General features: G+C 69.8%; 22 protein-coding genes and 1 pseudogene. 8 read left to right on the top strand and 15 right to left on the bottom strand.

The features are described 5' to 3' along the window. Positions 1-59 precede the first annotated feature (59 nt). The gene (locus ACEWX3_RS13540; RefSeq protein WP_207069120.1) at positions 60-758 is read left to right on the top strand and encodes a hypothetical protein; all 699 of its coding nucleotides are present in this window, start codon (positions 60-62) and stop codon (positions 756-758) included. Between the two features lie 4 nt (positions 759-762). Here the strand turns inward: ACEWX3_RS13540 and ACEWX3_RS13535 are convergent, their stop codons facing one another. The 4 genes from ACEWX3_RS13535 to ACEWX3_RS13520 form a co-directional block, all read right to left on the bottom strand. Further along, positions 763-1,341 carry a hypothetical protein gene (locus ACEWX3_RS13535; protein WP_374159674.1) on the bottom strand — a complete coding sequence of 193 codons (579 nt, stop codon included), beginning with the start codon at positions 1,339-1,341 and terminating at the stop codon, positions 763-765. Between the two features lie 53 nt (positions 1,342-1,394). After that, entirely contained in the window at positions 1,395-2,102 is a 708-nt protein-coding gene (locus ACEWX3_RS13530) for a hypothetical protein (protein WP_207069119.1), read from the bottom strand. 72 nt (positions 2,103-2,174) lie between these two features. Continuing rightward, positions 2,175-3,401, bottom strand: a complete 1,227-nt coding sequence (locus ACEWX3_RS13525) for an alpha/beta fold hydrolase (RefSeq protein ID WP_374159673.1) — start codon at positions 3,399-3,401, stop codon at positions 2,175-2,177. A gap of 55 nt (positions 3,402-3,456) precedes the next feature. Next, positions 3,457-3,807 (bottom strand): hypothetical protein, encoded by a 351-nt coding sequence (locus tag ACEWX3_RS13520; protein WP_373889119.1) that lies wholly within the window; start codon positions 3,805-3,807, stop codon positions 3,457-3,459. 153 nt (positions 3,808-3,960) lie between these two features. Between ACEWX3_RS13520 and rbpA the strand changes: the two genes are divergently transcribed. Continuing rightward, a complete protein-coding gene (gene rbpA, locus ACEWX3_RS13515) occupies positions 3,961-4,299 on the top strand; it encodes an RNA polymerase-binding protein RbpA (protein ID WP_152517515.1) in 339 nt (112 codons plus the stop codon). A gap of 3 nt (positions 4,300-4,302) precedes the next feature. On the opposite strand, the gene ACEWX3_RS13510 is transcribed toward rbpA, so the two are convergent. From ACEWX3_RS13510 to cobN, 8 genes and pseudogenes are all read right to left on the bottom strand, one after another. Beyond that, positions 4,303-5,118 carry a polyprenol monophosphomannose synthase gene (locus ACEWX3_RS13510; RefSeq protein WP_207069116.1) on the bottom strand — a complete coding sequence of 272 codons (816 nt, stop codon included), beginning with the start codon at positions 5,116-5,118 and terminating at the stop codon, positions 4,303-4,305. Beyond that, on the bottom strand, positions 5,115-6,809 hold the full coding sequence (gene lnt / locus ACEWX3_RS13505) for an apolipoprotein N-acyltransferase (protein WP_207069115.1): 1,695 nt from the start codon (positions 6,807-6,809) through the stop codon (positions 5,115-5,117). The genes ACEWX3_RS13510 and lnt overlap by 4 nt, the downstream gene beginning before the upstream one ends. Continuing rightward, the gene (locus ACEWX3_RS13500) at positions 6,802-8,370 is read right to left on the bottom strand and encodes an amidohydrolase (protein WP_374159672.1); all 1,569 of its coding nucleotides are present in this window, start codon (positions 8,368-8,370) and stop codon (positions 6,802-6,804) included. Before ACEWX3_RS13500 ends, lnt begins: the two co-directional genes overlap by 8 nt. A gap of 34 nt (positions 8,371-8,404) precedes the next feature. Further along, entirely contained in the window at positions 8,405-8,935 is a 531-nt protein-coding gene (locus tag ACEWX3_RS13495) for an FxsA family protein (protein ID WP_374159671.1), read from the bottom strand. A 42-nt stretch (positions 8,936-8,977) separates the two neighbouring features. Beyond that, positions 8,978-9,391, bottom strand: coding sequence for a PPOX class F420-dependent oxidoreductase (locus tag ACEWX3_RS13490; RefSeq protein ID WP_374159670.1), 414 nt, complete (start codon positions 9,389-9,391; stop codon positions 8,978-8,980). Then, entirely contained in the window at positions 9,391-9,768 is a 378-nt protein-coding gene (locus ACEWX3_RS13485) for a PPOX class F420-dependent oxidoreductase (protein ID WP_374159669.1), read from the bottom strand. The genes ACEWX3_RS13490 and ACEWX3_RS13485 overlap by 1 nt, the downstream gene beginning before the upstream one ends. A gap of 105 nt (positions 9,769-9,873) precedes the next feature. Next, a pseudogene (locus ACEWX3_RS13480) lies at positions 9,874-11,159 on the bottom strand (DUF222 domain-containing protein). 109 nt (positions 11,160-11,268) lie between these two features. After that, on the bottom strand, positions 11,269-14,922 hold the full coding sequence (cobN, locus tag ACEWX3_RS13475) for a cobaltochelatase subunit CobN (RefSeq protein ID WP_374159853.1): 3,654 nt from the start codon (positions 14,920-14,922) through the stop codon (positions 11,269-11,271). A 321-nt stretch (positions 14,923-15,243) separates the two neighbouring features. Here cobN and cobG point away from each other — a divergent pair, with 321 nt between their 5' ends. The 4 genes from cobG to ACEWX3_RS13455 all read left to right on the top strand — a co-directional run bounded on the left by cobG (position 15,244) and on the right by ACEWX3_RS13455 (position 18,819). Further along, positions 15,244-16,368: a precorrin-3B synthase gene (gene cobG, locus ACEWX3_RS13470; protein ID WP_374159668.1), complete on the top strand. Its 1,125-nt coding sequence runs from the start codon at positions 15,244-15,246 to the stop codon at positions 16,366-16,368. Positions 16,369-16,377: 9 nt separating this feature from the next. Continuing rightward, positions 16,378-17,004 carry a precorrin-8X methylmutase gene (locus tag ACEWX3_RS13465; RefSeq protein WP_207064689.1) on the top strand — a complete coding sequence of 209 codons (627 nt, stop codon included), beginning with the start codon at positions 16,378-16,380 and terminating at the stop codon, positions 17,002-17,004. A 103-nt stretch (positions 17,005-17,107) separates the two neighbouring features. Continuing rightward, the gene (locus ACEWX3_RS13460; RefSeq protein ID WP_207064690.1) at positions 17,108-17,758 is read left to right on the top strand and encodes a TetR/AcrR family transcriptional regulator; all 651 of its coding nucleotides are present in this window, start codon (positions 17,108-17,110) and stop codon (positions 17,756-17,758) included. Continuing rightward, positions 17,755-18,819, top strand: a complete 1,065-nt coding sequence (locus ACEWX3_RS13455) for a phosphotransferase family protein (protein WP_374159667.1) — start codon at positions 17,755-17,757, stop codon at positions 18,817-18,819. Before ACEWX3_RS13460 ends, ACEWX3_RS13455 begins: the two co-directional genes overlap by 4 nt. Here ACEWX3_RS13455 and cbiE read toward each other — a convergent pair. Both cbiE and ACEWX3_RS13445 read right to left on the bottom strand, forming a co-directional pair. Further along, positions 18,800-19,987, bottom strand: coding sequence for a precorrin-6y C5,15-methyltransferase (decarboxylating) subunit CbiE (gene cbiE, locus ACEWX3_RS13450; RefSeq protein WP_207064737.1), 1,188 nt, complete (start codon positions 19,985-19,987; stop codon positions 18,800-18,802). The two genes, ACEWX3_RS13455 and cbiE, sit on opposite strands and share 20 nt — an antisense overlap. After that, complete coding sequence (locus ACEWX3_RS13445) at positions 19,984-20,751, bottom strand: SDR family NAD(P)-dependent oxidoreductase (protein WP_374159666.1); 768 nt, start codon at positions 20,749-20,751, stop codon at positions 19,984-19,986. The genes cbiE and ACEWX3_RS13445 overlap by 4 nt, the downstream gene beginning before the upstream one ends. A 34-nt stretch (positions 20,752-20,785) precedes the next feature. On the opposite strand from ACEWX3_RS13445, the gene ACEWX3_RS13440 reads away from it, so the two are divergent. Further along, on the top strand, positions 20,786-21,199 hold the full coding sequence (locus ACEWX3_RS13440) for a F420-dependent biliverdin reductase (RefSeq protein WP_163676118.1): 414 nt from the start codon (positions 20,786-20,788) through the stop codon (positions 21,197-21,199). A 7-nt stretch (positions 21,200-21,206) separates the two neighbouring features. Here ACEWX3_RS13440 and ACEWX3_RS13435 read toward each other — a convergent pair whose 3' ends face one another. Further along, positions 21,207-22,403, bottom strand: coding sequence for a M24 family metallopeptidase (locus tag ACEWX3_RS13435; protein ID WP_374159665.1), 1,197 nt, complete (start codon positions 22,401-22,403; stop codon positions 21,207-21,209). Positions 22,404-22,443: 40 nt separating this feature from the next. Here ACEWX3_RS13435 and ACEWX3_RS13430 point away from each other — a divergent pair, with 40 nt between their 5' ends. Further along, positions 22,444-23,409 carry a 5'-3' exonuclease H3TH domain-containing protein gene (locus ACEWX3_RS13430; RefSeq protein WP_374159664.1) on the top strand — a complete coding sequence of 322 codons (966 nt, stop codon included), beginning with the start codon at positions 22,444-22,446 and terminating at the stop codon, positions 23,407-23,409. Positions 23,410-23,411: the final 2 nt, after the last annotated feature.

Genomic DNA, 23,411 nt, shown 5'->3' with positions numbered 1-23,411 from the left:
CGAACTGCGGCCCGCCCCGCCTCGCCTTCAGCGCCGTGTCGGACCGCTAGCCTGGCGCAATGCGCATAGCAGGACTGATCGCGATCGGCGTGTTGGTGGCCGGTTGCTCGCAGTCGGTGGGTGGCGAGGCCGAGCCGTCGGGCGCCCCGCCCGCAGCGTCGTCGTCGCAGGCCTCGCCTACCGGGGCAGCACCGTCGACGACGCGCCCGCCGGCCGCTGCGCCCCCGCCGGGCGCCCCGGTCGGCGACGTCATCGAATGGATCGAAGAGGCCGACCCCGTCGACCCGGCCGGACACCACGTCGCCTTCCGCGACGGCGTGACCACGCAACTCGGTGACGACATCGCGTTCACCGCGCCGTCCGGGTCGCCGCACGACTCGACGCAGTGCATCACCGATGTCCAGTACGACGCCGACGCGTTGATCTGTTTGGCCGACCTCGACTCCCCCACCCCTCGACCGGACGGCGCCGAGGGCATGTGGAAACCGGGCTGGATCGAGTACACCGGCACCGCGATGCAGGTCGGGGCGCTGCACGGCGATCCCGGCCCGTTCATCAACGGCATCGGCCCCGAATTGCCGGCCGGTCGCACACTCGCGTTCGGCGACTTCCGCTGCCGCAGCGATGGCACCGGATTGGCCTGTGTGAACTACGCGCACCGTTCGGCCGCGTGGATCAGCGCGGCGGGCGTGGTGCCCTACGGCTGCCTGCAGCCGGCCGCCGCGCCCCCCGGCGTCGGGAAGATGTTCAGCTGCTGAGGGCCTATCCGCGGGTGTCGCGGGCCTTCGCCCGGACCCGACCCGGGTAGATCTGCGTCATACCGATCGCGCCGACGATCACCACCACCGGGATCACCGCCTTGGTCCAGTGCACCGTCGACGGCGACGTGGCCGCCACATAACCCAACACCGCGATCAACGCGAAGACCAGCGCCCACATCAGGGTGAGCACCTGGTTGGTTCGACGGAACGCGATCTCTTCCCACTCCTGGCGCCCGGCCTCGGGTGGGGCGTACTGCGCGGTGAACGGTTCGAAGGCCAGCGACACAAGTGCCATCGCGGCCAGCACACCGCTGGACAGGGTGGTGGCGTAGGTGTCCATCCAGTCCCGGTCGGCCGACCCGAGGATCAGGCCGACGATGGTGACGCCGGAGAAGAACACAACGGTCACGACGTCGAGCAACCGCACACCGGCGAATCCGGCCGACACCCCGAGCAGCACGGTGGCGAGCACCGCGCAGACAGCGCCGAACATCCAGGTGCTGGGGCCGTCGGCGACGAGCCAGTAGATGATCCACGGGACGAACCCGACGAAGGGGCTGCGCTCGAACCATTCGTCCACGCCCCACCAATACCTGTCCCGGAGCGCTCAGGCCAGGCGAATGCGTCGTTTGATCAGCCCAGCCGGAATGTTCCGGTGACCAGTTCCGGGGTCACCGACACCCCGTTGATGGTGGCCTTCGGCGCGCCGTCCTCGAACTCGATCGGGTCCGCCGGCCGCAGAGTGCGGCTGGGCCTGATGTCGTTACGCACGTCGAAATCGCTGAACTCGTCGAGGTTGAACGGATCGAAGTTGCGCCGGTCCTCGGCGAACCCACTGAACCGCACACCGGTGGCCGAGCCGTCCGGACGCACCACCCAGGAGTCCCGGACACCGTCGACCTCGGCGGTGTACATGCCAGCCAGCCCCGACACCTGGTCGGCGGTGAAGTCGTAGGCGACCCCGTTCATCGTGAGCTCACCGGTGGCCACCGCGCCGTCGAAGCTCGCAGCGAGGGTGTCCCGGAACTTCGACGTGATCTCGGTGTCACCCGCGGTCTGGGTGCCGAAGAACCAGGCCTCGTCGTCGACGCCGTTACAGGCGTACGCCGCAACCGAATCGCCGTCGATACTGAGCCCGATCGTCATCGTCTTGCCGTCGGCCGCCGCCACGTCGGCCATGTAGCGGGCGGACTCGGGTACCTCCGAGACGGCCGAGGTCTGCGAGCCCGGCTGCGCCTCGGTCGACGATGGCGCCGAGGAGTTGCCGGAGCACGCGGTCAGCATGCCGAACGCCGCGAGCGCGCTGACTCCTGCCACCAGGGTATGGGCGTGTTTTCTCATGTGAGCAGCATGAACGCCCTTCTCTGGCGCCGCATGAAGATTAGGTGGAGATTGCGTGGAGAAGTCCTGCTCTCACCGCTCAGTCGCGAGGAAAGCGCCCACCTCGTCGCAGAACACCCGCCAGCCCGGCTCGGTGGCGGTCAACAGGTGATTGTTGCTCGCCAGGGCCACCAGTCGGGAATCCGGGATCAGCGCGGCCAGTTCCTCGCCGTAACGCATCGGAACGCGGTGATCGTTGCGGGAATGCAGAATCAGCGTCGGACACCGTATGTGCGCGGCCTGCTCGCGCACATCGATGTGGGCGAACTCCTGCAGGAACCGAACCGCGTTCTCCGGCGAGGTGGTGCGCCGTTGCAGTTGATCGAAAGCATCCCAGTCCGACCGGGTGCCGTCGGGCAGGAACTGCGCGGCGAACACCTGGCGAAACGCTGGGTCGTCGCGACCCCAGCCAACCCGGGCCAGATCCAAATCTAGTGCGGCGGCACGCTTTTCGTCGTCGCTCTGGGCTCGCACCGCACGGCCCCTGGCGTAGGCTCCGCACAACACCAGCCTGGTGACCTGCTCCGGGTGCCGGGCTGCGTAGGCCACGGCAACCGCGCCGCCCTGAGACACCCCGAGCAGCGGAAAACGCTCCAGGCCCACCGCATCGACCACGGACTCCAGGTCCGCGACCCAGTCGTCGAAAGTGAAATCCTCTGCGTCCCAATCGGACAGGCCGCAACCTCGCTCGTCGTAGCGGATGAACGTGTGGTGCGCCGACATGTCCCGCACCCAGTGCCGCCAGACCGGGCTCTCGACGTCGTAGCCGAGATGCGTCATCCAGTTCGCTGCCCGCACCAACGGTGGCCCGTCCCCGGTCATCGCGTACGCCAGCCGGATTCCGTCACCGGCCCGGCAGAACGCGATGTGCTGGCGGGGAACTTCCGGTTCGGGTTCCTGCTCGGGCTCGCCGTCCGTGTCGCGGTGTGCGCGAAGCGCCCCGACGAACTGGTAGCCGCGTCCCCGGACGGTGCGGATGTAGCGCTGGGATTCGCCGTCGTCGCCCAAGGCGCGGCGCACCGCCTTGATGCGGCTGGTCAGCGCGGCCTCACCGACGAATCGGCCACCCCACACCGCGTCGAACAGTTCCTCTTTGGTCATGCAGCGGTCGTGGTTGCTCAGCAACTGGGCCAGGACGTCGAACACCTGTGGTTCCACGCGGACCACGTCCTCGCCACACTTGAGTTCGTAGCGAGCCGTGTCGAGGGTGTAGTCGTCGAAGCGCCACACCCGTGGCGCCGGCGACTCAGCGCTGGACACGCGGTTACAGTACCGCTGGTGGCGCCTGATTGTCGGGCGCGTCGAACCCGCGGGGTCAGCGCCAGCCGTCAGCGGCTTGGGCCGCCCGCATCACTGCATCGCACAATTGACGTAACTCGGCCGGGCCCGCACCCTCCTCGATCGCCACCGCCATGTCCTCGGCGGCGCACCGGACCTGATACACCCGGTCGGACAGCAGCGACGCCTCGTCGGCCGAGAGCACCACCGCGTCTGCGGGCACCGACGTCCCTTTGACCATCGCGCGTTGTTCGTAGGCACGCTGCCGGCACGACTGTCGGCAGTACTGCCGCCGCCGACCCATCCCGGTGTCGGCCACCTCCCTGCCGCACCAGCGGCAACTCTGCGGACGGGCGCGCGTCGCGTCACGGGCGGCAGCCGGGGTCACCGAGGTCACCGCACGACTCTAAACCGGGTCATTCGCCGCGGCGCGTATCATCGACGGCCGAGTCGGGAACTCCAGGGGACGTCTACGCGTTGACACTGGGTTCTCGCTTCGCCTGCGAAGCTTGGACCACTAGCGTTCATTGAGGAGTTGACGATGGCTGATCGCGTTTTGAGAGGCAGTCGTCTCGGAGCCGTGAGCTACGAGACCGACCGCAACCACGACCTGGCGCCGCGTCAGGTGGCCCGTTACCGCACCGACAACGGAGAAGAGTTCGACGTCCCGTTCGCCGACGACGCCGAAATCCCCGGCACGTGGCTGTGCCGCAACGGTATGGAAGGCACCCTGATCGAGGGTGACGTCCCCGAGCCGAAGAAGGTCAAGCCGCCCAGGACCCACTGGGACATGCTGCTGGAGCGCCGCTCGATCGAGGAGCTCGAAGAGCTGCTCAAGGAGCGGATGGACCTGATCAAGACCCGCCGCCGCGGCAGCTGAACCTCATCGTGCGGTGCCGCGCGCCCGGTCGATCCGGGCGCGCAGGCCCCACTCGGCGACCTTGACGATCGCCTCGCGGATCGTCGACCCGTCCATCTTGGACACGCCGTGCTCGCGTTCGGTGAACGTGATCGGAACCTCGGTGACGGTGAACCCGGCGTTGATGCTGCGCCACGTCAGATCGACCTGGAAGCCGTAACCCTTGGTGTCGATGGCAGCGAGGTCGATCTTCTCCAGCACTTCGCGGCGGTAGGCGCGGTATCCGGCGGTGATGTCGTGGATGTCCACCCCGAGCAGGATGCGTGAGTATCCGTTGGCGGTCCGGGACAGCACCAGCCGCCGGCGGGGCCAGTTCACCACTTCGCCGCCGGGAACATAGCGCGACCCGATCACCACGTCGGCGCCGTCATCGACGGCGTCCAGCAGGCGGTGCAGCTGCTCGGGCGGGTGACTGCCGTCGGCATCCATCTCCACCAGCACGGTGTACTGCCGAGCCAGCCCCCACGCGAAACCCGCCAGATAGGCCGCGCCGAGGCCCTCCTTGGCGGTTCGGTGCATGACGTGGACGCGGTCCGGGTCGGCCATCGCGAGTTCGTCGGCCAGCGCGCCGGTCCCGTCCGGGCTGCCGTCATCGACGATCAACAGGTGCACATCGGGCTGCGCGGCATGCAGCCGCTCGACGATCAGCGGAAGATTCAGCCGCTCGTTGTAGGTCGGAACGATCACCAGAGTCCGCGCACTGGGCTTCTCGACCGGCCCTCCTGTGCTGCCCCCCGGCTGCGTGGCTCTGTCACCGGGCATGCCACCGGGGACACTCATGAGGCTCCTTTGTCGTTGTCGGTCGTCACTCGCCGCCGCCGCAAACGTGCCGGCGAGGATGAACCATTGTGCAGTATCGCCCCCAGAACTCCCGAAACGCCGAGGGCGACCAGCACCGCCTCGACGTAGGGGCCGTACCGGGTGGCCGGCGTCAGCGCGGTGTTGAGACGGATCTGCTGGACCAGGGTGGCGGGCTCGAAGAACTCGGTGCGGGCGAGCTCACGGCCGTCCGGAGCGATGACCGCGCTGATGCCGGTGGTTCCGGCCACGACGACGTAGCGGTCGTGCTCGACGGCGCGCAGCCGGCCGAAGGCCAGCTGCTGTTCGCTCATCGCCTGGTCGAACGTCGCGTTGTTGGTCGGGACCGCCAGCACCTGGGCACCGCTGCGCACCGCCTCGCGGGGCGCGCGGTCGAAGATGACCTCCCAGCAGGTGGTCACTCCGACAGGCACCCCGGCGGCCTGCACGACTCCGTCGCCATGCCCGGGCACGAAATAGCCGGCCCGGTCGGCATACGGCGAGAGCTTGCTGAAGAAGCTGCGCCAGGGCAGGTATTCGCCGAACGGTTGCACGATCTGCTTGTCGTGCCGGTCCGCCGGTCCGGTCTCGGGGTTCCAGACGAGGACCGTGTTGTTCGACACCGGGTTGGTCGGGCTGTAGCCGTCGGCGGCGACCACGCCGCCGACCAGGATCGGCGCGTCGATGGCGTCGGCCGCCCGGGAGATCAGCTGCGCAGCGTCGGCGTTGGCCAGCGGATCGATGTCGGAGGAGTTCTCCGGCCAGATGACGAACATCGGCTGCGGGACCTGCCCGGCCCGCACCTGTTCGGCCAGTCGCAACGTCTCGGCGACGTGGTTGTCGAGCACCGCGCGGCGTTGGGCGTTGAAGTCGAGCCCCAGCCGCGGCACATTGCCCTGCACCGCCGCGACCGTGACCGGCGCGTTGTCGCCGGCCCCCGCGCCGGCCTTTCTTACGGTCGGCCACGCCAGTGCCGCCGACAGGAAAACCAGCGCAATGCAGATTCCCGGGATCAGGACCGCCGGCGCGGCGGCGGCTCGGGACACGGCGTCGCGCCGCCACCAGTCGATGATCTCCAGCGTCAGGGCAGCCACGCCGAAGCCCAGCAGCGCGACCGCGAAGGAGACCAACGGCGCACCGCCCACGTAGGCCAAGGACAGCAGCGGACTCTCGGTCTGCGAGTAGCCGACGACACCCCACGGAAACCCACCGAACGGCACGGTCGACTTCAGCCACTCCTGCGCCGACCACAGCCCGGCGAACCACACGGGCCATCCGGGCAGCCGGCGCACAGCCACCGCCACCGCCCCGAACGCCGCAGGGAACAGCGCTTCGGCGAAGCTGAGGGCCAGCCACGGCACGGCCCCCACCAGCCCGCTGATCCAGGGCAGCAACGGCAGGTAGAAGGTCAATCCGAAGAGCAGCCCATAGCCGAAACCGCCGGCCACGGTGGTGCCAGGTCTGGTCAGCACCCATGACAGCAGGGCAAACGCCGCGATCGCGGCGTACCACCAGCCCAGCGGCGGGAAGGCTGTGTACAGGGCGATCCCGGCCGCCATCGTGACGGTCAGGGCGGGCATCCGGTCCACGACGGCCGCACCGAAACGCGCGAACCGGGAGCGCCGGCCGTCGGCGTCGGCTTCTGCTGCCTCCGCAGCCACCGGCTCAGCCATGGATGACCACCCCGCGGTGGACCGTCTGCCGACAGCGCGGCAGACGGTCGTCCAGTCTGGGCAGGACGGGCACCCGCGAGCGCGGATCGGTGGACCAGCGCTGGACCGCGTCGGCGGGCGCGGCCACGTCGAACTCGTCGGCCTCCCAGATCGCGTAGGACGCCGGGGCGCCGGGGACCAGCGTCCCGGTGGTGCCGTCGCGCACCCCTCCGGCACGCCACGCGCCGCGTGTGGCGGCCGAGAACGCCGCCCGCGCGGAGATCGCGCTGCCGGCGGTGTGATGCCGGGTCGCTGCGCGGACCGCGGCCCACGGGTTCATCTCGGTCACCGGGCTGTCGGAGCCGAACGCGAGTGGCACGCCTTGGGATGCTAACAGCGCGAAATGATTCATCGGTCGAGCTCGCTCGACGCCGAGACGCTGGGCATACATGCCGGACTCACCGCCCCACAGCGCATCGAAGCCCGGTTGCATGCTCGCGATCACTCCCCAGCTTCCGAGCTTGGCAGCCTGCTCCTCGGTGACCATCTCGACGTGCTCGAGCCGGTGACCACACCGAGCCACCGCCACCGCCCCGCGCTTCGCGACCACGGCGTCGAACGCGTCCACCACCGCGGTGACCGCTGCATCGCCGATGACATGGAATCCTGCGGTCACGCCCACATCGGTGCAGGCCCCCAGGTGAGCCGTGATGGCCTCGGTGTCGAGGTACCGGTTGCCGGTCGTGCAGTCCGAGTCGGCGTAGGGCTCGTGCAACCAGGCGGTGCGCGACCCGATGGCGCCGTCGACGAACAGGTCACCGGCCAGCCCGCGCGCGCCGGTCCTGTCGATCAGCGACCTGGCCGCCTCGGCGGTGTCCACGGCCTCGCCCCAGTAGCCGACGACCTCGACGCCGTGTTCGAACGCGCGGAGCTCGTGCCAGTCGTCGAGACCAGCGATGTCCGGACCGGCGCATTCGTGGACCGCGACGATTCCCGCCGCGGCCGCCGCGTCCAGCGCGGCACGCCGCGCCGCGGCGCGCTGGGCGGGGGTCAGCCCCGCTCGGGCCGCGGCGCGGACCCGGTGGTGAGCGTCGGCGGTCAGCGGCTCCCCGTCGGCGACCCCGGCGGTACGCCGGAGCGCGCTCGAGGCGACCGCGGAGTGGACGTCGATGCGGGACAGGTAGGCGAGCCGGTCGCCCACCACGGCGTCCACGTCAGCGGTGGTCGGTGCGGCACGGTCGGGCCAGCGGGTCTCGTCCCAGCCGTGCGCCCAGATCGCGCCGTCGGTTTGGGTGCGGGCGAAGTCGGTGAGCAGGTCGAGGCAGTGCCGCAGCGAGGTGGCGTGCCGCAGGTCCAGACCGGTGCGGGTGAGACCGGTGGCGGTGACGTGGACGTGGCTGTCGACGAAGGCCGGGGCGACGAACGACCCATCGAGGTCGACGACGGTCGCGTCCGGAAATTGCGCCTTTCCGACGTCGTCGCTGCCGAGCCAGGCGACCAGACCGTCACGGACCGCCATCGCCGTGGCGTCGGGCATGGCGGGGCTGTGCACGCGCCCGTTGAGCAGCAGTGTTGTTGTCATGGGGTGAAGGCAGTGTGGCGCGGTGGCGCGACAGTCAGTCGGTGAGCCGGCGCTGTTCGGTGCCGGGGCGGTACTCGTCGACTGTGGCATCGACGTCACCGGCGCCGTAGGTGACGTCGTCGCTGACGTCGAGGACCTCACCGTCGATGTAGTCCGTGCGCCGCGGTGCGCGACCGGCGGCAACGCCGCCGACGGTGCTGATTCCGACGATCAGCGGCGCCCGCTTGGCGGCCAGCGCGGTCACCACGGGACGTGCGGCAGCGCGAGTCGGGGGCAGCAGCAGCAGGGCTCCGAGCGCGGAGCTGGCCAGACCGGGAATCACGACGAGCACGGTACCCAGCGCGACGAGCGCGCTGTCGGTCACCGTCCCGGCAGCGTTGGCGGCGGTCAAACCCGACCGCAGTCTGCGCAGGTGGCGGCGCAGCTGAGACCCGGCCAGCGCCAATCCCAGGACGAACGCCCCGGCGAGGGCGAGCACCGTCCAGCCGAAACCGATCGTCGAGACGAGCGCGACCAGCACGGCCAACTCAACGACCGCGTAGAGCAGGAACAGCCTCATCGCCATAGTGTGTCAACGCGCGGCCGCGCGCCCGGGTTCCAGCGGCGGCTAAGAATCGGCTGTGACCGCCTGCACCTCGATGGCGGCGTGCACCTTGTCGATTCCACCGCGCAACAGCGCCTGCGGAATGAAATACCAGGCGTGGTTCCAGTACCGCCTGATGACCATGTTGAACACCCGTCGCGTCTCGGACTTCGGCAGCATCCGCGCGACGGCCTCCACCGGTTCACCCTTGACCTTGCCGAGGACACCGCATTTCTGGATCAGCACGCGGGGGGTGTTGTTGATCCTCTTGGTCTTCCACGAGCCGTCGTCGGTGATGATCAACAGCTTCTCCCCGTCGGGTACCCCCCACACGGGCGTCGGCTTGGGCCGGCCGTCCTTGGTGAACGTCGTCAGCAGCAGGTACTTCTCGCGGTAGACGTCGGCGAACGTCGGGGACGCCACGGGCTGTCCGGCCATCACGCCGCCTTGATCTCGATGGCGACGTTGTTCTTCATGCCGCCGCGCAGCTTGGAGAAGAAGTTGAACGTCTTGCCGAGCACGCCGTAGCGCTCGCCGATCGCGTCGTAGGCGTCGCCGGCACGGGCCGGGTCGACCTGCGCGACCGCCTCGACGGCTTCGCCGAGTGGCTTCCCGCGGCGGTCACATTCGGCGATGGTGACGCGAGGGGTGTTGCGGATCCGCTTGACCTTCCAGGACTTGCCCTGGGTGATGGCGATGAGGCCGTCCCCGTCGGGCGCCGCCCAGATCGGTGTCGGCTTCGGACGGCCGTCTTTGGTGAAGGTCGTCAGCAGGATGTACTCGGATCCGGCGATGTCGGAGAAGGTCGGGGCCATGCCGACAATCTAGCTGCGCCGGTCTCACCGCGAACCCATGCGGCGTCGAAGTTGGCGGGGTCGAGCGTCAGGGGGTCGACGATCCGGCGCTGCTCGACTGGCACCTCACGCGGCGTTGAAGGTGATGAGGTCGATGCTCAGGCCGTCTTCGATGATGCTGCGGCGGGTGATGGGTGTTCCGGGGGCGGGTGGGGCCAGGGAGTAGTAGGTCGCGCCGGTGGGGGTGGTGTAGGTGGCGGTGTGGGTGCCGTCGTCATCGGTGGTGGTGACGGTCCAGCCGGGGGCGTTTTTGGCGTAGTTGCAGGTTTCACAGGTGCCCAGACCGTTGAGGGCGCTGGTCGGCCCTCCCGCGCGGTCGGGGGTGGCGTGATCGTGGTGGCGGATCGGGGCGTCGCAGTACGGGGTGCGGCAGGTGCGGTCGCGCAGGTCGATGAACCGGGCCAGCCCGGGTGGGAAGAACCGGGCCCGTGATTCCATCGCGACCAGCTGTCCGGAGGTGGGGTGGCGATACAGGCGGCGCAGGGTGGCTTGCGCGTCGGTTTGGGCGGCGGTCGCGGCGTCGGCGAGCAGATGACGGGCCACCGCCGCGGGTATCGGCCCGTAGCCCTGCACCCAGGCGGGGCTGGTGTCGGCGCCGAACAGGGTGGTATCGGCCATGACCAGGTTCAGCGCCACCGACACCGGCGCGGCCGCGGAGTCGCCGGTGATGCGTTCGTAGAGGGTGTCGGCCATCACCTGCCCGCGCGAACGCCCATCACAACTCACGTCGGCCTGGCGTTTCAACGCGGCATACACCCCGACGCCCTGGGCCACCGGCAGCAGCGCGGTGACATAGACCATCGCATCAGGGGCCGGGCGGGTCCACACCGCCCGATCCGCCGGAGCCTTGCGGGCCCGCCCCACGACCGCGGCGGCATCCAACCGGGCGGCGATCGTCGCGGCTTCGGCGGCCACACGCTGATTTCCCCACCGGTCAGCCGGGTCAGGTCGGCGCACAACTCGGCGTCCAACTCAGCGCGGTGCTCGACACTCAAACAGGCCGACTCGCGCACGATCAGGGTGGCCCGCCACTCCGAGAGCGCCCCGGCCTGCAGCGCGGCCAGGGTGTGGGGCATCTCGTGGGCCAGGGCCCGCGCGAACCCGAGGTGACGGGCCCCGCATACCGGGGCATCGCGGCGCGCCAGGGCGACCTCGCTGGCCAGGCCCTGCCCCCGCCGCGCGGCCGGGATCCCGGCCGCCTTCTCGGCCGCCTCGCGTTTGGCCGCCCACAACGCGGTCGCGCGGGCCTGCGCGGCGGCCGCCGCGGATTTCAGGTGCTCGCAGCGCTCCACGATCGCGCGCAGCTCAGCCTCCGACGCGACCGCATCGACATCGAACACACTTTCGAACACGAGACCGACGCTACACCCCGCCGCCGACAAGAATCGTTGAGCGGGTTCCGGGCGAGGATGGGCTCGTCCGTTCGACGCCGGCGATGACCCCGCCGACAAAACCGGTGGCTCAGCCCTCCAGATCGCCCTCGGTCTCGAGCATGACCTGGCGCAGGCCGTCCAGCGTGGCTTGTTCCGGCGCCGCCCACATCCCGCGACCGGCGGCTTCGAGCAACCTCTCGGCCATGCCATGCAGCGCCCACGGGTTGGACTCGGAGAGGAACTTGCGGTTCTCCTCGTCGAGGACGTAGCTCGCCGACAGCTGTTCGTACATCCAGTCGGCCATCACGCCGGCAGTGGCGTCGTAGCCGAACAGATAGTCGACGGTGGCCGCCATCTCGAAGGCGCCCTTGTAACCGTGCCGGCGCATCGCGGTCATCCAGCGCGGATTGACCACCCGCGCCCGGAACACCCGGGTGGTCTCCTCCGAAAGGGTGCGGGTGCGTACCGACTCAGGCCGGGTGTTGTCGCCGATGTACGCCGCCGGGGCCTTACCGGTCAACGCCCGCACGGTGGCGACCATGCCGCCGTGGTACTGGAAGTAGTCGTCGGAATCGGCGATGTCGTGCTCGCGGGTGTCGGTGTTCTTCGCCGCCACCGCGATGCGCCGGTAGGCGCGGTTCATGTCGTCGGTGGCGGCGCACCCGTCGAGTCCGCGGCCATAGGCGAATCCGCCCCAGGCCGTGTACACCTCGGCCAGGTCGGCATCGTCACGCCAGTTCCTGCTGTCGATCAGTTGCAGCAGTCCCGCCCCGTACGTCCCCGGCTTGGAACCGAAAATCCTTGTCGTGGCTCGCCGTTGGTCGCCGTGCTCGGACAGATCCGCCTGCGCGTGAGCGCGCACGAAGTTGTCTTCGGCCGGCTCGTCGAGGTCGGCGACGAGACGCACCGCGTCATCGAGCATCGCGACGACGTGCGGGAAGGCATCCCGGAAAAAGCCCGAGATCCGGACGGTGACGTCGATGCGTGGCCGGCCGAGCTCGGCCGGCGTCATCGGTTCGAGGTCGACCACACGGCGCGACGCATCGTCCCAGATCGGCCGGACACCCAGCAGCGCAAAGACTTCGGCGATGTCGTCACCGGCAGTGCGCATCGCCGAGGTGCCCCAGACCGACAACCCGACCGACTGCGGCCAGCGGCCGTGGTCGTCGCGGTAACGCTGCAACAGCGAATCCGCCATCGCCTGCCCGGTTTCCCAGGCCAGTCGGGACGGCACCGCTTTGGGATCCACCGAGTAGAAGTTGCGCCCGGTCGGCAGCACGTTGACCAGGCCGCGCAGCGGGGAACCGGACGGCCCGGCGGGGATGAACCGACCGTCCAGAGCCCGCAGGACCTGGTCGATCTCATCGGCAGTGCCCGCCAGCCGGGGCACGACCTCGCCGGCTGCGAATTGCAGGATCGCGGCCACGTCGGCGTTGTCGGTCAGTGCATCGACGATGCCGGCGTCCCAACCGTTGTTCTGGAGTGCCGCAACGAGTTCGCGCGCCTGGTGTTCGGCGGTATCGACAGCGGCGCGGTCGTCGTGGCCGTCCTCACGCAGACCCAGCGCCTGCCGCAAACCCGGTACCGTCTGTTCACCGCCGAAGAGCTGGCGGGCGCGCAGAATCGCCAGCACCAGGTCCAGCTCGCTCTCCCCAGCGGGCGCCGACCCGAGAATGTGCAAGCCGTCGCGGATCTGGACATCCTTGATCTCGCACAGCCACCCGTCGACGTGCAGGAGCATGTCGTCGAAGGAATCCTCGTCGGGGCGGTCCTCGAGACCCAGATCGTGGTCCATCTTGGCGGCCCGCATCAACGTCCAGATCTGCTGTCGGATCGCGGGCAGCTTGCCCGGATCGAGCGCCGAGATGTTGGCGTGCTCGTCGAGCAACTGCTCCAGCCGGGCGATGTCGCCGTAGGTCTCGGCACGCGCCATCGGCGGGATGAGGTGATCGATCAGCGTGGCGTGGGCACGCCGCTTGGCCTGGGTGCCCTCGCCGGGGTCGTTGACCAGGAACGGGTAGATCAGCGGCAGGTCACCGAGCGCTGCGTCGGTTCCGCAGGCCGCTGACATTCCCAGCGTCTTTCCCGGCAGCCATTCCAGGTTGCCGTGTTTACCCAGATGCACCAGCGCGTCCGCACCGAACGAGCCGTCGAACTCGCCGGCGAGCCAGCGGTAGGCGGCCAGGTAGTGGTGGCTGGGCGGCAGATCGGGGTCGTGGTAGATGGCGACCGGGTTCTCGCCGAATCCGCGCGGCGGCTGCACCATCAGCACGACGTTGCCCGACCGCATCGCGGCGATGACGATCTCACCGTCCGGGTCGGCGCTACGGTCCACGTACAGGTCACCGGGCGGCGGCCCCCAGTGTTCGACGACGGCGTCGGCGATGGCGCTGGGCAGCGTGGCGAACCAGGCCCGGTAATCCCGCGCCGACACGCGGATCGGATTTCCGGCCAGCTGACCTTCGGTGAGCCATTCAGGGTCCTGCCCGCCGCGCTCGATCAGGGCGTGCATCAGCGCGTCACCATCGCCGGAGGCGAGAATCGTGCTCAGGTCGCCGGAGGTGACAGTCGTACCGGAGTCGCCTGCTTCGAGGCCGGACTCGTCCCCGACGTCATAGCCGTGCTCGCGCATGGCCCGCAGCAGCGCGATCGCGCTGGCCGGGGTGTCCAGCCCGACCGCGTTTCCGATGCGGGAGTGCTTGGTGGGGTACGCCGAGAACACGACGCCGACGCGTTTCTCGGACGTGGGCACCGAGCGGAGCCGGGCGTGCCGCACCGCCAGGCCGGCGACCCGGGCGCAGCGTTCGGGGTCGGCGACGTAGGAAATGAGTCCCTCGTCGTCGATCTCCTTGAACGAGAACGGAACCGTGATGAGGCGCCCGTCGAACTCGGGGACCGCGACCTGGGTGGCGACGTCGAGGGGCGAGAGCCCGTCGTCATTGTCGTCCCACTGGGCGCGCGAGCTGGTCAGGCACAACCCCTGCAGGATCGGCATGTCCAGCGCGGCGAGGTGTGCCACGTTCCACGCGTCGTCGGTGCCACCGGCGCCCACCGCCGCCGGGGTGGCGCCGCCGGCGGCCAGCACGGTGGTGATCATCGCGTCGGCAGAACCCAACAGTTCGATCAGGTCCTCGTCGGCGGTGCGCAGGGACGCGCAGAACACCGGCAACGGATTACCGCCGGCGTTCTCGATCGCCTCGCACAACGCTTCGATGTAGCCGGTGTTTCCGGCCAGGTGCTGGGCCCGGTAGTACAACACTGCGACGGTGGGGCCGTCGCGCCGGGCGCCGGTGCGCTCCAGCAAACCCCAGCGCGGGGTGCTCTGCGGTTCGGCGAAGCCGAATCCGGTCATCAGCAGGGTGTCGGAGAGGAAGGCGTACAGGTTCTTCAGGTTCGCCACACCGCCTTGGGCGAGGTAGACGTGGGCTTGCAGCGCCACTCCGGCCGGCACCGTCGAGTGCTTCATCAGCTCAGCGTCGGGCGCCTGCTCCCCGCTGACCACGACGGCGGGCACGCCGCTGGCCGCCACCGCGTCGATGCCGTCTTCCCATGCCCGGTAGCCCCCGAGGATCCGGACCACGACGACGTCGGCGGACTCCAGCAACTCCGCCAGCTCGCCCTCGACGAGACGGGACGGGTTGGCCCAGCGGTATCCGGCGGCGCTCGCGCGGGCGGTGATGAGATCCGTGTCGGACGTCGACAGCAGCAAGACGGTAGGGGTCGGCGCGGCGGCAGAAGGCACGGTCACCCCCCATTCGTACCGCACACGCGCCGGCGGCGGCCGCGCAGACGTCCGCGCGGCAGGCTCAGCGGCGCGGATTCCAGCGGCTGTACCAGGTCTGCTGATACGGGTTTCCGATCAGCGCCGCGAGCAGAAGGATGACCGCCGCGAACATGAGGAGTGCGAACATCGCCGTTCCCTTCGTCGTTCCCGTTGTTCAACACGGGTTCAGTAAGCGGACCGTACCGCTGGGATCGGCGCGATTGACGCCTTTGTGCTGGACGGAGCAGCGCAGCCCCGATGTGACCGAGATCACTGATCCGCGCTGGGTACCGTGGTCAGATGGTGCGGCAACGCGAGAACGACGCCTGTCCCGGCGCTCTCCAGACCCACTCGGCCGCCGACGGGCAGCTCGTCCGGATTCGGCTGCCCGGAGGGTTGATCGACGCCGCCCAGCTGGAGGCCGTCGCGCTCGCGGCGAAGGAGTTCGGAGCACCTGGCCTGGAACTGACCTCGCGGGGCAACATCCAGATCCGCGCCGTCAGCGACGCCGCAGCCGTCGCCGACAGGCTGCGCGCGGCAGGGCTGTTGCCGTCAGCGCGGCACGAGCGGGTGCGCAACATCGTCGCGTCGCCACTGTCGGGCCGCCTCGGCGGTGTCGCCGACGTCCGCGCGGTGACGGCGGCGTTGGACGCCGCGGTGCTGCGTGACGACCGGATCGTCGACCTGCCCGGCCGTTTCCTGTTCAGCATCGACGACGGCCGCGGTGACGTCTCCGGGCTGAGCGCCGATGCGGGCGTGCACCTCGTCGACGAGCGGCGCGCGGCGCTTCTTCTCGCCGGTCGCGACACCGGTGTGCGCATCGACACCGACGACGCGGTCGACACCCTGCTCGCCGTCGCCCACCGCTTCCTCGATGTGCGCGGAAAATGTTGGCGGGTCGCCGAACTCGCCGATCCGGAGGTCCTGCTCGACGGGTGTGCGCCGTCGAGCGCCGCCGGTGCCACGTGGCCGGTGACCACCCGGCCGCCGGTGGGCTGGCTCCCCCAGGCCGATGGCCGGACAACCCTGGGCGCGGCGGTTCCGCTCGGCGTGCTCGACGCCGAGGTGGCCCGCTACCTCGCTGCGGTCACCGCGCCGATGGTCGTCACACCCTGGCGTTCGGTGTTGTTGTTCGACCTCGACGAGGACACCGCCGACGTCGCCCTTCGCGTGCTCGCCCCGCTCGGCCTGGTGTTCGACGAGAACTCGCCGTGGCTGGCGGTCTCGGCATGCACAGGCAGCCCCGGGTGCGCGCACTCGGCCGCCGACGTGCGCGCCGACGCCGCCGCCGCACTGGCGGCATCCCCCGCGGCCGAGACGCACCGGCACTTCGTCGGATGTGACCGTGCCTGCGGTAGCCCCGCTGAAGGTCAGGTGCTCGTCGCGACCGGAGACGGCTACCGGGTGCGGGATGCCCACCCGTAGGGTGAGCGGGTGCTCGACTACATCCGTGACGCGGCCGAGATCTACCGGCAGTCGTTCGCGACAATCAGGGCCGAAGCCGATCTGGCCCGCTTCCCGGACGATGTCTCGCGGGTGGTCGTGCGGCTGATCCACACCTGCGGACAGGTCGACGTCGCCGACCATGTCGTGTTCACCCCGGACGTGGTGACCCGCACCCATGCGGCCCTTGCCGCCGGCGCGCCGATCCTGTGCGATTCGTCGATGGTGGCGGCCGGGATCACCCGCTCGCGGCTGCCCGCCGACAACGAGGTGGTGTCGCTGGTGGCCGATTCGCGCGCACCCGAGATGGCCGCCCAGTTGGGCACCACCCGGTCGGCGGCCGCCGTCGACCTGTGGGCCGACCGGATGGGTGACGCCGTGGTGGCCATCGGCAATGCGCCGACCGCACTGTTCCGCCTGCTCGAACTCCTCGACGACGGCGCGCCGGTCCCGGCGGCCGTGTTGGGTGGCCCGGTCGGGTTCGTCGGCTCTGCGCAGTCCAAGCAGGAACTGATCGACAACCCCCGCGGACTGTCGTACCTGATGGTCACGGGCCGGCGCGGCGGCAGCGCGATGGCGGCCGCGGCGGTCAACGCGATCGCCACCGACGTCGAATGACCCCGCGCCGCCAACCGCACTGACAGACGTCGTCCATCGTTGACACTCGTCAGAAATCCGCGTTACTGTCGCGCGTCACGGGCTCTCGAACGGAAGGCGCTGCGTGCAGCGAGGACTACCGGTCCGGTCGGCGACCGACCGCCGCCAGCCGCAGAAGAGCGACCTGCGCCGCAACGCCATCCTGGAGTCACTCGACCATCACCTGCGTGAAGAGGGATTCGACGGCATCAACATCGCCGACGTCACGCGGCGCGCAGGGGTGACCCGCTCGGCGTTCTACTTCTACTTCGAGAACAAGGCGGCCGCTGTCGCCGCGCTGCTGGAACCCATGTACGACGACGGGTTCCTGGCCAGCAGCATCCTGACCGCCACCACCCGCCCGCCCAGAGAGCGGATCCGAGCCATGCTCGACGCGCTGCTCGACACCGTCGACCAACATCGTTACCTGCTCGAGGCGATGCTCGAGGCCCGCGCGACCAACCCGGCGATCCGCCGCGTCTGGGACGACGCCCGTGACTCGTTCATCCCCGAACTGTCCGCGATGATCGCCGCCGAGCGGGCCGAGGGGCGCGCTGCGGACGGTCCGCCGACCGATGTGCTGGCCGTGCTGCTGCTGGAATTCAACGACCGCCTGCTCGAGCGCTACACCATCGGCGGGCGGCTGACCCGGGACCAGCTCGTCGACGGTGCGGAAGCGCTCTGGCTGGGCACCCTCTACGGCCACGTCATCGGACAGCGAAAGGCGCCATCATGACGATCCCCCGCAAACCCGAAGACCTCACGGCCGACTGGCTGGGCGGGGTGCTGGGCACCTCCGTGACGAGCGTGGAGGTGACCGCCATCGGCACCGGACAGACGGGCGCGACCTACCGCGTCGCGGCGACCTATGCCGGCGACCCCGGCGACGCGCCGGCCACGTTCGCGGTCAAGCTGCCCGCCCAGGACGACGCCGTACGTGAACGCGTGGCACTGGGCTATCTCTCCGAGGTCGAGTTCTACTCGACCGTCACCACCCAGGTGGCCGTTCCGGTGCCCGGCTGCTTCCACAGCGAGATCTCCTCCGACGGAGCAGATTTCGTGCTGCTGATGGCCGACATGGCCCCGGCGGTGCAAGGAGACCAGATCGCCGGGTGTACGACCGATGAGGCCGCGCTCGCCGTGGAGGCGCTGGCCGGACTGCACGGACCGAGTTGGGGTGATCGGCGCTGGTTCGATCTGCCGTCGATCGTGATGCCCAAACCGGGCGATGCCGAGGCGGCCAAGGGCCTCGGTGATGTGGCGGTGATGGCCGCCGACATCACCCTGGACAAACTGGGCGGCAGGGTCAGCGACGACGACCGCCTCACGTTGACCACCGCGATGGGACTGGTGACCCCGTGGCTGATGGCAGAACCGGAGCGCTTCTCGCTGATGCACGGCGACTACCGCTTGGACAACCTGCTGTTCGACCCACAACGCACCCGCGTCACCGTCGTGGACTGGCAGACCATCGGATTGGGCCTGCCCGCCCGCGATCTGGCCTACTTCGCCGCCACCAGCCTGCCACCAGACGACCGCGCCGGACTGGAACGAGACCTCGTCGAGCGTTATCACCGCGCACTGGTCGGCTACGGGGTGCCCGACTACGATCTGCAGACCTGTTGGCAGGACTATCGTCTCGGCGTGCTGCAGGCGCCGCTGTTGACCACGCTGGGCTATGCGTTCGCGGCGTCGACCGAACGCGGCGACGAGATGATCCTGACGATGCTGCACCGGGGCTGCCGGGCGATCCGCGAACTCGACGCGATCGAACTCGTCAGGTCGTATCGGGCTTGACCGCCGCCCACTGCGTCACCGGCATGGCCGGCCGCCACCCGGTGAACGACCCCACCGGTTCCCCGCGGTAGTGCTGGTAGCGGCGCAGTTCGCCGCCCAGCCGCGAATACTGTTGCACCAGAACCGCTTCTGATTCAGCGGTGACGGCATTGGCGACTAGTCGGCCCCCCGGCCCCAACCGATCCCAGCAGGCGTCGATGAGACCGGGCAGGCTCACGCCGCCGCCGACGAAGACCGCGTCCGGCGACCGATGGGACTCGAAGGCCTCGGGGGCGGCGGAAGTCGCCTCGACAGCAACCCCGAATGCCGTGGCGTTGCGGGCGATCCGGGTGCGACGCGCCTCGTCACGTTCGAATGCCAGAGCCCGGCAACCCGGTCCGGCCAGACACCACTCGACCGACACGCTGCCCGACCCCGCCCCGACGTCCCACAACAGCTCACCGGGCCGGGGTGCCAGCGCAGCGAGGGTCGTGGCCCGCATCATCTGCTTGGTGATCTGGCCGTCGTGGGCGAACGCGTCGTCGGGCAGAGCCGCGAACCGGCGCGCGTCGGGCAGGTAGCGCACCGCCATCACGTTGAGGTCGTCGACGCCACCGGGCGGCCGGGCCGCCCACTCGCGCGCGGTGGACGAGCGACGCAGTTCCTTTGGTCCGCCGAGCTGTTCGAGAACGGTCAACTCGGAATCGCCCCGCCCGGTGTCGGCGAGCAGCCGTGCCAACTCGGCCGGTGTCGACGCGTCGCGCGACAACACGACGGCCCGCCCGCCGCGGCGCACCGCGGTATGGGTTGGCGCGGTCACCAGACTGATGATCTCGGTGTCCTGCACCGGCCAGCCGACCCGCGAACAGGCGAGCGTGACCGACGAAACATGCGGCAGCACCATGACCCGGTCCGGACCGTACAGGCGGATCAGCGATCCTCCGACCCCGTGCATCAGCGGATCGCCGCTGGCAACCACGTGGACGTCACCGTCGGCGTCGTCGAGCAGAGTGCGCAGCGCGGGCAGCATCGGCGACGGCCACGGACGTCGCGGCGCCGAGACGGTGTCGTCGAGCAACTCGAGTTGGCGGGGCGACCCGTGCACAACGGTGGCGCGGGCCAACTCGGCGCGCGCGGCCGGCGCCAGCCCGGCCATGCCGTCGGCGCCGATCCCGACGACGACGATCATCGTCTCAACCTGCGCCACATCGACCTCGGCATCATCCGGAAACCCAGCGCCAACACCGCCAGCGAGTGGGGCACCCACACCGTCGAGCGTCGTTTCTGCAGTGCCGACACCGTGGCCTCGGCCACCTGCGCCGGGGTGCTCGACAACGGCGCCGGCGCCATCCCCTGCGTCATCCGGCCCACGACGAAGCCGGGCCGCACGAGCAGAAGCCGGACCCCGCTGCCGTGCAGCGCGTCCGACAGGCCGCTGCAGAAACCGTCCAGGCCCGCTTTGGCCGAACCGTAGACGTAGTTGGCTCGGCGTACCCGCACTCCCGCGATCGACGAGAACGCCACGATCTGCCCGGCGCGTGCAGCACGCATGGCATCGGCCAGCACGGTCAGCAGGCTGACCTGCGCCACGTAGTCGGTGTGGGCGATCGCTGCGGCATGGGCCGCGTCCTTCTCGGCGAGGGCTTGATCACCGAGGATGCCGAATGCGACAACCGCGGTGGTGATCGGCCCGTGCTCGGCGACGATGCTGTCGACCACACCGGGATGGGCGCTGAGGTCGTCGGCGTCGAAGGCCACCAGATGCACCGCCGCGGCGCCGGCCTGCTCGACGATGCCACGCTCGGCCGCGAGATCCTCGGGGCGGCGCGCGGCCAGCACCACGGTCGCACCGGACGCGAGCCGCCGGGCGACCTCGATGCCGATCTCGCTGCGTCCACCGAAAATCACGACCACCTCGCGTCGGGCGCTCGACTCGTCCGCCGTGTCTGTCATGGCAGCGATTATCACCTGCGCTAGCGTGGACCCGATGGCGAAGGCAACGACACGGCTCACCAACGACGCGCTCGCATTCCTCACCGAGCGGCATCTGGCGATGCTGACCACCTTGCGGTCGGACCAGTCGCCGCACGTGGTCGCAGTCGGCTTCACCTTCGATCCCAAAACCCACATCGCGCGTGTCATCACCACCGGCGGCTCGCAGAAGGCTGTCAACGCAGACCAGCGCGGGGTGGCCGTCCTCAGCCAGGTCGACGGCGCGCGCTGGCTTTCCCTGGAGGGCAAGGCGACGGTGAACCCCGACATCGACGCCGTCCGCGATGCCGAGTTGCGCTACGCGCAGCGCTACCGCACGCCGCGACCCAACCCCAAGCGGGTGGTGATCGAGGTGCGGGTCGAGCGGGTGCTGGGTTCGTCGAGCCTGCTCGACCGCGGCGAGGACTGAGCCGCGCTCAGGAAGCCGGCACGACCACCAGTTCGTGCGGCCGGTTGTTCACCGACTCTGCTCCGTCGGCGGTGACGATGACGATGTCCTCGATGCGTGCGCCCCACTCGCCCGGAAAGTAGATTCCCGGCTCCACCGAGAACGCCATGCCCTCCTGTAGTTCCAGTCGGTTGCCGGCCACGATGTAGGGCTCCTCGTGGACCGACAGGCCGATGCCGTGCCCGGTGCGGTGGACGAACGCCTCCGCGAGCCCCTCGGCGGCCAGGACATCGCGCGCGGCGGCGTCGATCTGCTCGGCGGTCACACCGGGCCGCACCGCCTCGACCGCGGCGCGCTGCGCCCGCTGCAGCACCGCGTAGCGGCGGGCGATGTCGGGGCCCGGTTCGCCGATGCTGTAGGTGCGGGTCGAGTCGGAGTTGTAGCCCGGCTCGTAGGGACCGCCGATGTCGACGACCACGATGTCACCGGAGCGCAATTCGCGGTCCGAGCACTCGTGGTGCGGGTCGGCGCCGTGTGGCCCGGATCCGACGATGATGAAGGCGACCTCTGAATGCCCTTCGGCGACAATGGCTTCAGCAATGTCCGCGGCGACGTCGGCTTCGGTGCGCCCAGGCACCAGGAACTGCGGCACCCGGGCATGGACACGGTCGATCGCCTCACCGGCCTTGCGCAGCGCCTCGACCTCGGCGGCGTCCTTGATCATCCGCAGCGTGCGCAGCACATCGGTGGCCAGCACGGGGACCACGCCGAGCGTGTCGGCCATCGGCAGCAGATGCAGCGCGGGCATCGAGTCGGTGACCGCGACCGCGAGCGGCGCAGACTCCCCAGCGACCGCGAGCGGCGCAGACTTCCCAGCGACCGCGAGCGGCGCAGACTTCCCAGTGTTTCCACCCAGCGCCGCCGCCACCAACGCATAGGGGTCGTCGCCGTCGACCCAGTCGCGCAGCGCGATTCCCAGCTCACCGACCGCCGACTCCTTCATCGCGGCAAGCTCCAACCGGGGAACGATCATCGTCGGATCGCCGGCCGCCGGCACGACGAGGGCAGTGAGCCGCTCGAACGTCTGGGCCCGTGAGCCGACCAGATAGCGCAGGTCGTAACCGGGGGTGATGACCAGGCCGGCCAAGCCTGCCTCGGCGGTCGCGCGGGCCGCGGCGGCCAGCCGTTGTGCGTACACGTCGCTGCTGAAGCGGCTCGTCGTCATGCCTTCCAGGTTACGTTTCCCCCTGCGGCAGGATGACACCATGACTTCGACCACCGGTCCTCTGCTGCTGCTCGACGGTGCCAGCATGTGGTTCCGCTCGTACTTCGGTGTGCCGTCCTCGATCACCGCTCCCGACGGCAGGCCCGTCAACGCGCTGCGCGGCTTCCTCGACGCCGTCGCGACGCTGATCACCCGCGAACGCCCGCACCGGTTGGTCGTGTGCCGTGACGACGACTGGCGGCCGCAGTGGCGAGTGGAGAAGATCCCGTCCTACAAGGCGCACCGCGTGGCACAGGAGAGCACCGGCGAGGAACCCGATGCCGAGGAAGTGCCCGACGAGCTGACCCCGCAGGTCGACATGATCTTCGAGATTCTGGACGCATTCGGCATCGCCACCGCCGGCGCCGCGCACTGCGAGGCCGACGACGTGCTGGGCACCCTGGCCGAACGGGAGCGGCGCGACCCCGTGGTGGTCGTCAGCGGCGACCGCGACCTGTTGCAGCTGGTGCGCGACGAGCCGGTGCCGGTACGGGTGCTCTACCTGGGACGCGGCCTGGCCAAGGCGATCACCTACGGTCCCCGGGAGGTCGCCGAAACCTACGGGGTGCCGGTCGACCGCGCCGGGCCCGCCTACGCCGAGCTGGCACTGCTGCGCGGCGATCCGTCCGACGGGCTGCCGGGCGTGGCGGGCATCGGCGAGAAGACCGCCGCGACCCTGCTGGCGCAGCATGGTTCACTCGACGCGATCATGGCCGCGGCGGCCGATCCGAAATCGTCGCTGTCGAAGGCGCACCGCTCCAAGCTGCTGAGCTCGGTCGACTACATCGAGAACGCCACTCCCGTGGTGCGGGTCGCGACCGACGCGAAAGTGACGTTCTCCACCGACTCCGACGCATTGCCCCTGGCCGCTCGCCGACCCACCGACGTCGCCGAACTCGCCGAACGCTTCGGCGTGTCGTCGTCGATCGGACGGCTGCAGAGCGCGCTGGACGCGCTACCGGGGTGACC

Origin of the sequence: Mycobacterium sp. G7A2, assembly GCF_041902445.1 — a bacterium.
Taxonomy (GTDB): domain Bacteria; phylum Actinomycetota; class Actinomycetes; order Mycobacteriales; family Mycobacteriaceae; genus Mycobacterium.
This window is presented reverse-complemented; position numbering and strand designations above follow the sequence as displayed.

Excerpts from the sequence above, each read along its gene's own strand:
- ACEWX3_RS13540 (WP_207069120.1), top strand. The coding sequence starts at position 60 with ATGCGCATAGCAGGACTGATCGCGATCGGCGTGTTGGTGGCCGGTTGC.
- ACEWX3_RS13530 (WP_207069119.1), bottom strand. The coding sequence starts at position 2,102 with ATGAGAAAACACGCCCATACCCTGGTGGCAGGAGTCAGCGCGCTCGCG.
- rbpA (WP_152517515.1), top strand. The coding sequence starts at position 3,961 with ATGGCTGATCGCGTTTTGAGAGGCAGTCGTCTCGGAGCCGTGAGCTAC.
- ACEWX3_RS13510 (WP_207069116.1), bottom strand. The coding sequence starts at position 5,118 with ATGAGTGTCCCCGGTGGCATGCCCGGTGACAGAGCCACGCAGCCGGGG.
- lnt (WP_207069115.1), bottom strand. The coding sequence starts at position 6,809 with ATGGCTGAGCCGGTGGCTGCGGAGGCAGCAGAAGCCGACGCCGACGGC.
- ACEWX3_RS13500 (WP_374159672.1), bottom strand. The coding sequence starts at position 8,370 with ATGACAACAACACTGCTGCTCAACGGGCGCGTGCACAGCCCCGCCATG.
- ACEWX3_RS13495 (WP_374159671.1), bottom strand. The coding sequence starts at position 8,935 with ATGGCGATGAGGCTGTTCCTGCTCTACGCGGTCGTTGAGTTGGCCGTG.
- ACEWX3_RS13490 (WP_374159670.1), bottom strand. The coding sequence starts at position 9,391 with ATGGCCGGACAGCCCGTGGCGTCCCCGACGTTCGCCGACGTCTACCGC.
- ACEWX3_RS13485 (WP_374159669.1), bottom strand. The coding sequence starts at position 9,768 with ATGGCCCCGACCTTCTCCGACATCGCCGGATCCGAGTACATCCTGCTG.
- cobG (WP_374159668.1), top strand. The coding sequence starts at position 15,244 with ATGGTGCGGCAACGCGAGAACGACGCCTGTCCCGGCGCTCTCCAGACC.
- ACEWX3_RS13455 (WP_374159667.1), top strand. The coding sequence starts at position 17,755 with ATGACGATCCCCCGCAAACCCGAAGACCTCACGGCCGACTGGCTGGGC.
- cbiE (WP_207064737.1), bottom strand. The coding sequence starts at position 19,987 with ATGATCGTCGTCGTCGGGATCGGCGCCGACGGCATGGCCGGGCTGGCG.
- ACEWX3_RS13445 (WP_374159666.1), bottom strand. The coding sequence starts at position 20,751 with ATGACAGACACGGCGGACGAGTCGAGCGCCCGACGCGAGGTGGTCGTG.
- ACEWX3_RS13440 (WP_163676118.1), top strand. The coding sequence starts at position 20,786 with ATGGCGAAGGCAACGACACGGCTCACCAACGACGCGCTCGCATTCCTC.
- ACEWX3_RS13435 (WP_374159665.1), bottom strand. The coding sequence starts at position 22,403 with ATGACGACGAGCCGCTTCAGCAGCGACGTGTACGCACAACGGCTGGCC.
- ACEWX3_RS13430 (WP_374159664.1), top strand. The coding sequence starts at position 22,444 with ATGACTTCGACCACCGGTCCTCTGCTGCTGCTCGACGGTGCCAGCATG.